Origin of the sequence: Arcticibacter eurypsychrophilus (assembly GCF_001730525.1) — a bacterium.
Lineage (GTDB): Bacteria > Bacteroidota > Bacteroidia > Sphingobacteriales > Sphingobacteriaceae > Arcticibacter > Arcticibacter eurypsychrophilus.
This window is the reverse complement of sequence record NZ_MDFN01000052.1, coordinates 1-9,710: the sequence shown is the minus strand read 5'-3', so window position 1 is coordinate 9,710 and position 9,710 is coordinate 1. Positions and strand designations below refer to the sequence as shown.

The 9,710-nt window shown below is 34.9% G+C and carries 8 protein-coding genes; all 8 read right to left on the bottom strand.

Going from position 1 to position 9,710, the window contains the following annotated elements:
• Positions 1-487, bottom strand: a 487-nt coding sequence (locus tag BFL47_RS18735) for a hypothetical protein (RefSeq protein ID WP_139125877.1), incomplete at its 3' end; no start/stop codon positions are given.
• Between the two features lie 313 nt (positions 488-800).
• Positions 801-3,914: a type I restriction endonuclease subunit R gene (locus BFL47_RS18730; protein WP_245681412.1), complete on the bottom strand. Its 3,114-nt coding sequence runs from the start codon at positions 3,912-3,914 to the stop codon at positions 801-803.
• A complete protein-coding gene (locus BFL47_RS18725; protein ID WP_069661321.1) occupies positions 3,911-5,026 on the bottom strand; it encodes an AAA family ATPase in 1,116 nt (371 codons plus the stop codon). The genes BFL47_RS18730 and BFL47_RS18725 overlap by 4 nt, the downstream gene beginning before the upstream one ends.
• 1 nt (position 5,027) lies before the next feature.
• Positions 5,028-6,200: a restriction endonuclease subunit S gene (locus BFL47_RS18720; protein WP_069661320.1), complete on the bottom strand. Its 1,173-nt coding sequence runs from the start codon at positions 6,198-6,200 to the stop codon at positions 5,028-5,030.
• Positions 6,197-7,744, bottom strand: coding sequence for a type I restriction-modification system subunit M (locus BFL47_RS18715; protein WP_069661319.1), 1,548 nt, complete (start codon positions 7,742-7,744; stop codon positions 6,197-6,199). The genes BFL47_RS18720 and BFL47_RS18715 overlap by 4 nt, the downstream gene beginning before the upstream one ends.
• Before the next feature lie 598 nt (positions 7,745-8,342).
• The gene (locus tag BFL47_RS18710; RefSeq protein WP_069661318.1) at positions 8,343-8,624 is read right to left on the bottom strand and encodes a competence protein CoiA family protein; all 282 of its coding nucleotides are present in this window, start codon (positions 8,622-8,624) and stop codon (positions 8,343-8,345) included.
• Between the two features lie 306 nt (positions 8,625-8,930).
• Positions 8,931-9,362 carry a hypothetical protein gene (locus BFL47_RS18705; protein WP_139125876.1) on the bottom strand — a complete coding sequence of 144 codons (432 nt, stop codon included), beginning with the start codon at positions 9,360-9,362 and terminating at the stop codon, positions 8,931-8,933.
• A gap of 146 nt (positions 9,363-9,508) precedes the next feature.
• A partial coding sequence (locus BFL47_RS20120) for a hypothetical protein (protein WP_211480991.1) occupies positions 9,509-9,710 on the bottom strand: 202 nt, incomplete at its 5' end.

Here is a 9,710-nt window from a genome sequence, read left to right as displayed (position 1 = left end):
GATCATAGATGGCTCTGGGCGTATGCATACGTATTACGAATAAACCACATGCAGCACTATAATGGAAAACAAGATCCCGTATGGCTTTAGCACCAATACTGTAGCCTCGATACTTGGGTAGGATGGTTATTTTTTCGATGAGGCAAAAATTACGGCTCATTAAGTCTCCATGATAATAATTTTCCACTTTTTTAGTGTAATCTCCGCTTTTCCAATCAAAAAATTCGAACGCATATCTCGCAAGGTATTCAGAATGTGCATCTAAAACCTCATATAAACTATAAGGGCCTTGCGAAGCTTCATCAATATGGACTATCAAAAAATCAATTTTGCCTATGGTTTCTATTTTATCATCCAGATCATTGGTAAGAACAATCTCCAGTACGATATCTGTTACAAAACGTCCGTGTTCGTAGCAACCTAAGCCTGAACTGAACGAGTAATTAAATAAGATGTTTGCGTTGTTATCTAAGATTGATTTGGTCATAAGTTTATGTTATTTCTTGCGGTGCGTGGACCCTCTTAACGCAATATCTTCAATTGATCACTTGGTTTTGATCCTATCTCAACCGTTTTCCTGAATCCAAAATGGTCTTTAGAATTTCTCTACAACCTAACACGATCAGTGAATTACCATGAATTCGCTACTGACATTGCTTAGATCTGACTTGACATTCGGCTTAAAATGTACAGAGCCAGAACAATCAAGTGTATGATTATTTAAGTGATAATGTAATCTTGCATCATCTGAAATAATTTTTGGCAAAAGTCGATCCATAGTATCCAATTTCTTTATCATTTTATAATTGTCCACCAACTCCTTTAAATTTATCTACAAAGGCACTAATTTTCTGGAATACACTTTGTTTTTTAGTCAAATACTGAGGATTTAAAGGACTCATTTTAGGTAAAAGGGCGTTGAGCGCTGTTCCATTCTCACTAGCAAATTCGCGCTTTAAAGAAGCTGCTATATATCGCTTTGCTTCATTCTCATTCAGATTTTCATCGGCGATCAATTCTGAAACCTCTATTTTCTGTTTTCCTTGTGCATATGCGAAGAATGAATCTATGATATTCGCTTTATCTTGAATGTTGTCAAGGTCTGTTTCATTAATAAAGTCAACTACGAGACTCTCTTTTGCTCTATTGCCAATACTAGCACGAATAACCCTACGGGTTTCATCTATTAAGGTGGATTTGTCTTTGGTCTTTTTATTATGCTCAAATATTATTTCAAGAATATAATCAAGATTTATTTCTTGCGATTTAAGTAGGTCTATTTCAAAGACTACATCATCCCAATCAATCTTTGATTCTTCTGATTCTCTACCACCTTTCTCACGTCTTAGCCAGTCTCGAATATCATTATAAGTGGATCGATAATCTTGAATAGTTCGTTCTGATAGCATTTCTATCTCTTGACTTGCAGCTATATCCTCATCTGTTACAAAACAAACCTTTTTAAATGCTTCAATGGCTTTAGTATCGTTTATGTCTAAAGCTTGAAGTGCTTTGAGATTGATAAATTCATCGTAATTCTGGAGTATGTTTTCTACGCGTAAGTACTCCCCAAATAGTTTTGCGAATTCTTTTTTATCTTTTTCCTTTACAATTCCATCAGGGTTTGGGAACTTTTCATTTAATTCTTTTACCACTTCAATAAAACCTCTACGGGCTTCTCCTGTAGTGATGTCCGTAAAGCCTTCTAAATATTCTTTATAACTCTTTTCAAGGACTACGTTTTTAGTGCTATTATCCCCGAATAGAGTAATGGCATCGATCGTAGCTTTTTCTAAATCTCTAAAAGTAATAATGTTACCAAAGGTTTTCGTAGCATCATAGATTCTGTTAGTACGTGAAAAAGCTTGAATTAAACCATGATAACGCAGGGTCTTATCTACAAAAAGTGTATTGAGTGTAGGTGCATCAAACCCGGTAAGAAACATGCCTACGACAATTATAAGATCAACTTCTTTACTTTTTACGCGTTTGGCAAGGTCACGATAGTAATTCTGAAACTCTTTAATGTCAACACCATAACTGGTTTTGAACATAGCGTTATAGTCATTGATGGCGTTAGTTAAAAATTCTTTAGAACTGCTATCCATAGCAGAGGGTTCAAACGTTTCATCAACTATTTCACCTATGGCATTTTGTTCTTCGTTGGCTGCAAACGAGAAGATTGTTGCAATTTTTAAGGGCCTATCACTGTCTTTTTGTAAATGGTTTAATTCCTCATAATAACATTTGGCAGCATCAACACTACTTACTGCAAACATGGCGTTGAATCCTTTATTACTTCCTCGATTTCTATGAGTTTTTATCTTGAAATTCCGTAAAATGTATTGGGAAATTTCTTTGATACGAGCCGGATGAAGTAAAGCTGTCTTGTTTTCTGCTGCACTTAACTTTTTCTCATCTTGTTCTTTTTCTATACCCTTAAACTGAGGTCGTACATCATTGTAGTCTACTTTGAATTTTACTACTTTTTCATCCCTAATAGCATCTGTAATTACGTAGGAGTGTAATTCACGTCCGAATACACTTGCAGTAGTTTCCGAACCTAATGCATTTTGAGGAAATATTGGTGTTCCTGTAAAACCGAATTGATAGAACTGTTTGAACTTTTTCTTCAGATTCCTTTGAGCTTCACCAAATTGAGAACGATGTGCTTCATCAAAGATAAATACAACTTGCTTTTGATAAATAGATAGATAACTCTCACTTTTCATGAGGTTATTCAATTTTTGTATAGTTGTGACTATAATCTTATTATCTTCTTTCTCAATATTTCTTTTTAAACCTGCTGTACTATCTGATCCGTTAACACTATCCGGTGAGAAGCTTTGATATTCTTTCATTGTATGAAAATCAAGGTCTTTACGATCAACAACAAAGAAGACTTTATCAATAAAATCAAGTTGTGTTGCCAATCGCGCAGCTTTAAAACTGGTAAGGGTTTTACCAGACCCTGTGGTGTGCCAAATAAAACCGCCGCTTTCGGTTCTAGACCAGTTCTTAGATTGAAAAGAACTTGCAATTTTCCACAAGATTCTTTCAGTTGCAGCAATTTGATAGGGCCTCATGATGAGTAGCGTATCACTAGTGTCAAAAACCGAATAGGTGAGTAATATATTTAGAAGTGTGTGTTTCTGAAAAAAGGTTGCTGTAAAATCCTTAAGGTCTTTAATTAGAGTATTGTCAGCCTTTGCCCAGTTCATGGTAAAGTCAAAGCTATTTTTATTTCGCTCGACTGTGTTTGCAAAATAACGGCTGTCCGTACCATTTGAGATAACAAAAATCTGTACGTATCTAAAGAGTGAGTTGCTACTATTAAAACTCTCTTTGGTATAACGATGTACTTGATTAAATGCTTCTCGGATAGCAACCCCACGCTTCTTTAGCTCTACCTGCACTAAAGGCAATCCATTAACCAATATGGTGACGTCATAACGATTTACATGCACTCCTTTTTGTCCAAATTGTGATATTACCTGTACTTTATTTCGAGCAATATGATTTTTGTCTACTAAGTAGATGTTTTGTATATGTCCATCGTCAAAAACAAAATCGTAAATATAATTGTCATGTATTTTTCTTGTTTTTTCAACAAGGTTATCACTTGGTTTATCCAAATACTCCTCCAAATAACGAGCCCATTCATTATCTGTAAACACCATGTCATTAATTGCTTGAAGCTGTAATCTTGCATTAGCAAGCATTGCTTCGACAGTAGTAAGGTTAGACGGCTTTTCATAACCTTGATTTATTAAATCTCGGATAAATTCGCGCTCTAGATCCAACTCTGTCTGATAAACAGGAGATGCTTCATCCACCATTGAGTACTTGGTGTATTTATCGAGAACAATGAAATTATTTGATTCAGCAATGGCTTTATATGTTGTCATATTCATACCTCTTTCCAATATTTAAAATTTGTAGTGAGATGGTCAAGCAAAAACTTGACGGTTTGTTTTTCAGATTCAGTAGGCTCTGGTACTACTTCGTTTGATAATGTAGAGTGACTTGTAAATTGAATAATCCGATTATAGTATGTCTGCTTATCATCTGGTAATAATTCTGACCATCGCGGATAACCTAAGAAATTTGCGGTTTTCTCATAGAGATTTCGTAGAAGCGTAAAATGGTATTTTTGGATATTATTAGTATTGATCGCCTCATCAATTGTGTGTTTTAGAAAAAGGTGATAAGAAAAACTTTTGTTTGAATCTCCTAACTTTTCTATAAGTTCAAATGTACCATCTTCAAGTTTATTAAACATGTAGCAAACTTTACTTGCGAGTTCATTGTAAAGGACATTATAAAAAAGCGGGTTATGTGTTGAAATTACGAATTTCAAATTACTTGATCTCTTAATGAGCTCTGCCAAGTTAACTGCTAATTCTATTAAGTGGTTATCATCTAATGAACTGACTGGGTCATCAATATAAACATATTTTAAATTGTCAAACTGATTGGTTGTGCGATCTACAGGTTCTGGAACATTTAAAACTTCAACAACTTGTTCGAGTAGAGTATAAAACATACACCATATAAAGTTGCTTTCTTCGCCTTTGGAGATTTTAATATTATCTAAAGTTTCGTCATCACCACGTTCAATTGAAAACGTTACTTCTGAAAAGTCCGGACTAAATTTTGGTGTTAAAAACTGATTAGTGAAATGCTGAAAATTTGAAGTTATATTACCATCAAGACCTTGATCTTGAAGAAATTTAAGTACCAAATTAGTAAAACCGTTGCCTCGTATTGTAAGTTTCCTATTTATATCAGCGTCTAAATCATTATCCCAATAAAAAAGATCTTCGGTGAATGCATTATAATAAAGAACTTTAATTCCTGTATTCTCATCTATTTCCTCTTCAGCTTCAATGTATTTAGGCGCAACTAAAAGTCTAAATTCACGTGATAGCCGTGTTTTCCCCGTACCATTAAAGGCATAGATTAACTGCACTTTTTTACCACTATCTTTCAGTGATTGTGCTATCTCTGTTAATGATTGTCCCATATTATGCCGTTAAATTATCCTTGGGAAATGTTAGTAATATATCTCGATAATATTCATACTGTTTTTGTCTGAGCTTTATCTCTTTAGGAAGAGCTTCACTTATTGAGGTAGTGAGCGTGTCAAATTTGTCTAGGATAGAAACAATACGTTCTTGTTCGTCCATTGAAGGGATTGGAACCTGATATCTTTCAAACATCGGTCTCCGAAGCGATGTGACGGAAGCATGAACTGAAGTCGTTTCTAAATATTTTGCGAAATTATTTCTTATAAAGTGAAATAAGTACTTAGAACTGACAAGCTTATCGGTAATAACAATTCTGTAAGCTCTTTGATGAAGGGCGTATTTCCCAATCATGTGATGAAATACTTTACCTACTCCAACTCCATCACCAGCGGTAATAATTGCTGTTTCATCAAATTCATATTCATTAATTGTTCGAGGCTCTTGGGAGCGAACAAAAAAGGGATATTTACCGCCTATGATAGATTCATTTGTATTACGGCTACCCGTTCCAATAGTTGCCACTTCAGATAGACTCTTCCACTCAATCTGTCTGCTTTGTCCGTCTTCAAAATTCAATAACTGGTCACGATAGTAGCTATACTGTTTTTTTCGAGCTATAAGCTCTGCTATGAGCTCTGTTGTGAGCTCTGCTGTGAGCTCCGTAAAGGCGTCCAGAATACGTATTATTTCCTTTTGAATTTGAAGGGATTTTTCATGATCACCTGGGCATGGAATGGGTATTTTGAACTTTTCAGTATCAGGAGTTGAAATCTGCGGCATTTGCATCCTACTGCCAATATTCTGAAAATAAGGTTCATTTATTTTCAAGAAGTAATAAACGAATTTTATGTCAAGAAATTTATCTATAGAATGATATGACCACATTTCATTTTTATGTGAAAACGGCTTGTCAAAATACTCAAATTCAATAACACCGCGAGACTTAACAATAATCGAAGGTTCCCTATTAATATCTTTTTCAGGTATGTCCTTAAAATCAACAAATGCAACCGTCTTACCACCTGCAAATATTTTCAAAGGTGCTTGATTACTATGCAGTGTTTTCATATGTTCAGCAGTAATCTTTGTACCCTTAGTACGAATTAGAGCATTACTTATTGGTTTCCACTCAACCTCAACGTTTTCCAATAATTTTTCTATATAGCTCATGCCTCAATCTCTTTTACTATGGCATCAATATCAGTACGAAGCATATTTATCTTCTCCACGGTTTTCGAAATCTCTGCATTTAATTTAGCTAAATCAATAGCTTCGCTTTTATCTCTTGCTATTATATAGGAACTTATAGACAGATTATAATTGTTCTCAGCAATTTTGTCATTGTCGATAGACTTTGCCACATACTCCACATCTTCTCTGATATCGAATACTTTCATGATTTTTTCAATGTGCTTATCTGTAAGCACATTGTTATTGGTTACTTTTTTGAAGAAATCTTTACCGCTTGCATCTATAAATTGGGTTTTATTATCAATCTTATGTTTTGAAAGAACTAGAATATTTACGGCTATTGAAGTCCCATAGAATAGATTTGGAGCTAAAGAGATTATGGTTTCTACAAAGTTATTATCTACAAGGTACTTTCTAATCTTCTGTTCAGCACCACCACGATAAAAGATGCCAGGGAAACATACAATGGCAGCTCTGCCTTTACTTGAAAGGTAACTTAGAGCATGCAGTACAAAAGCAAAATCTGCCTTTGATTTAGGAGCAAGAACACCAGCAGGTGCAAAACGGTCATCATTAATCAAAGTTGGATCATCATTCCCTATCCAATTTATTGAATAAGGAGGATTCGAAACTATCGCATCAAAAGGTTTGTCATCTCTTAACTGAGGATCTCGAAGAGTATCGCCAAGAACAATATTAAACTTATCGTAATTAATGTTGTGCAAAAACATATTCATACGTGCAAGATTATAGGTCGTATGATTAATCTCCTGCCCAAAGAAACCTTCTTCAATAATATGGTTATCAAAGTGTTTTTTAGCTTGTAAAAGTAAGGAGCCTGAACCCGCTGCAGGGTCATAAATTTTGTTTACTGTAGTCTGCTTATGCATTGCAAGCTGTGCAATGAGTTTGGATACGTGCTGTGGCGTAAAAAATTCACCTCCAGATTTGCCCGCATTGGCAGCATAATTAGAAATAAGAAATTCATAGGCGTCTCCAAAAAGGTCAATTTGGTTGTCCTCAAAATTTCCAAAATTTAGTTCTCCCACCCCTTTCAAAACGGCTGTCAATCTGCTATTTTTATTTTCAACAGTATTACCTAGTCGCGTACTGGTAGTGTCAAAATCGGCAAACAATCCTTTTATGTCTCCTTCGGATGGATACCCATTCGCAGAATTTTCGATAGAGGCAAATATGGCTGCTAAATCCGTATTCAGATTGGAATTGGTATTGGCTGTTTTGGCGACATTTACAAATAGTTGACTAGGATATATAAAATACCCTTTAGTTTTTATAGCATCATCTTTTATTTCTGGAGTTACTACATCATCTAATAAGTTTGCAAAGTCAACACTATCATCACCTCCTTCAATATAATTAGTAAAGTTTTCACTGATAAACCGATAGAAAAGGGTACCTAATACAAAGTGTTTAAAATCCCATCCATCTACAGAACCACGAACCTCGTTGGCTATTTTCCATATTTTAGCTTGTAATTCAGCTCTTTGATTTATGTTTGTCATTAATTTTTATTATTGTTAATTTAATAGCTATTATTTATTTTATTTCCTACTATCTTTATTTCAACCATTGGCAGAGATTAAACACAGCTACTATGAATACGCGACTATGATTGTCCAAATCTACCCAATAACATTGTATGTCGTACAAAACTGTCTCATTTAACGAAGATTTTCCTTTTTCGGTTTGCCCTGGGATTAAGGCTGACCAACAAAGGATCTTTTAAACAGGTAAACTGTTGAGACACCTTTGAAGCTCATTCGATTAACCTGCTTTGTTACATGCTGGTTTGTAAAATCTACTTCCTCTATTACACTTTGGATATATTTAGACACGTTCAGGACGAAAAATGCCATTCTAACTCAGGTGCGGATCTTGCAAAGATTACTATTGAGCCATGCCGAAGAAAAACATTCATGAGGAAATTCTATTCGAAATACTCCTTGCTTGTCTGTCTTTTTGAACTCTTTTTTGCCCTTAACGAAACGTGGGTAATTCCTCTTTAAGCGTGTACCATCAACGACCCATACCATATTTTGATAAATCTCTCGCGAGCACTTCGCTCCTTAAGAATAATATTAGAGTGTTGAAATTCGATTATCAGGCCCTGAATGGTACAAATATCTGCAATGTGTTTTCCTCCCGTAGATCTATCAGGCAAATATATCTCTTGCCATTGCTTTGGAAAATTATCTTCCATAAGCTATGCCACTCAGTTTCCGGTTCCCACCAACTGTCACACACCTTATTTTTAAGATGTACCCAGTGATGAATCTTTTCTGTACCACATCTTGCAATGACTGATTGAAGGCATCCAGGACAAAATTCTTTGAAACCAAATTCCGCATCGAGAAGTTGTTTATCAATTATCGCAAAGCGCATACTTCCTTTTTATATAAATACATTAAAAGTTTATAAGATTTCTCCAATAAAAATCTAATCGCTTTGGTAAGTGCTTACTTCCTACAACTTCACCACCGCCATTCGCTCATCAAGCGCTTTCCAATCTGGCAAATGTTTAGACACCTACTTAAGATAATCTGCTCATAGCATTTTGCCCTGCAGGCAAATATTTAGTTCAAAAACAATAGTCCCGATTTTTAGCTCACATAGGAATTTACCCTAAAACATAATTCTCTTTCGTAAGCAGATTAAACAACATTAACCTTGAGTAGTAACCAATTCTAATTACCTAACTCTGCAACTAAGGTTTGTAGTCTCCAAAATTTCAAGTGTATCAAAGATATCTGTCTTTCCTGCCCCCCTTTCAAGCAGCCTTTCACGGAAACTATCAGTAAGGTCTATTACAAAGACTTCATATGCAAAGGCTTTCCCAAGCTTATAGGTAATGGCAATCATGGTTTTCCCTATATTTTTATGCTTTAAAGGCTGTGTAATGAATATATTTGGAATATAAATTTGCTGATGAACATGGTTAATTCCAATCTTCATTAAGCAGGTTTTATCGGATATGTCCCTTCGCAAAGTTGCGTAGATATCAATTGTGTCATACGCTGATCCATGGTATTTATGCAGATCACCATGCTCCTCCTTAAGGAAAGATGTTAAAAAGTGAATTAGGGCCGGCTGTAACTGTTCGGTTGCTAAGGTGTTCATCATTAGTTTTAAAGATTAATTTAAAATCATTAAGCTGAAATGGAGTGTCAATAGTTACGAGAATACTAGACCTAAATATTTATATACATGCTTCATATTAACACAAAACTACAACTTAGAATATCATTCTTTTGAGGTTGGTATACTTTTCAAAGATGACTACTGGCATTACACAAATTTTTGAAATTTACATACTCAATATCAATTAACTGAGTCTTGTGATTATGTAATCCATTATCCATCTGTATTATTGGAAAAGCATTAATATTAATAATATACCGATTAATAACGCTCCTAGCTTTATATAAGAGTAGGTTAAAGGTATGCATACGGGCTACGCCCTCCACGATT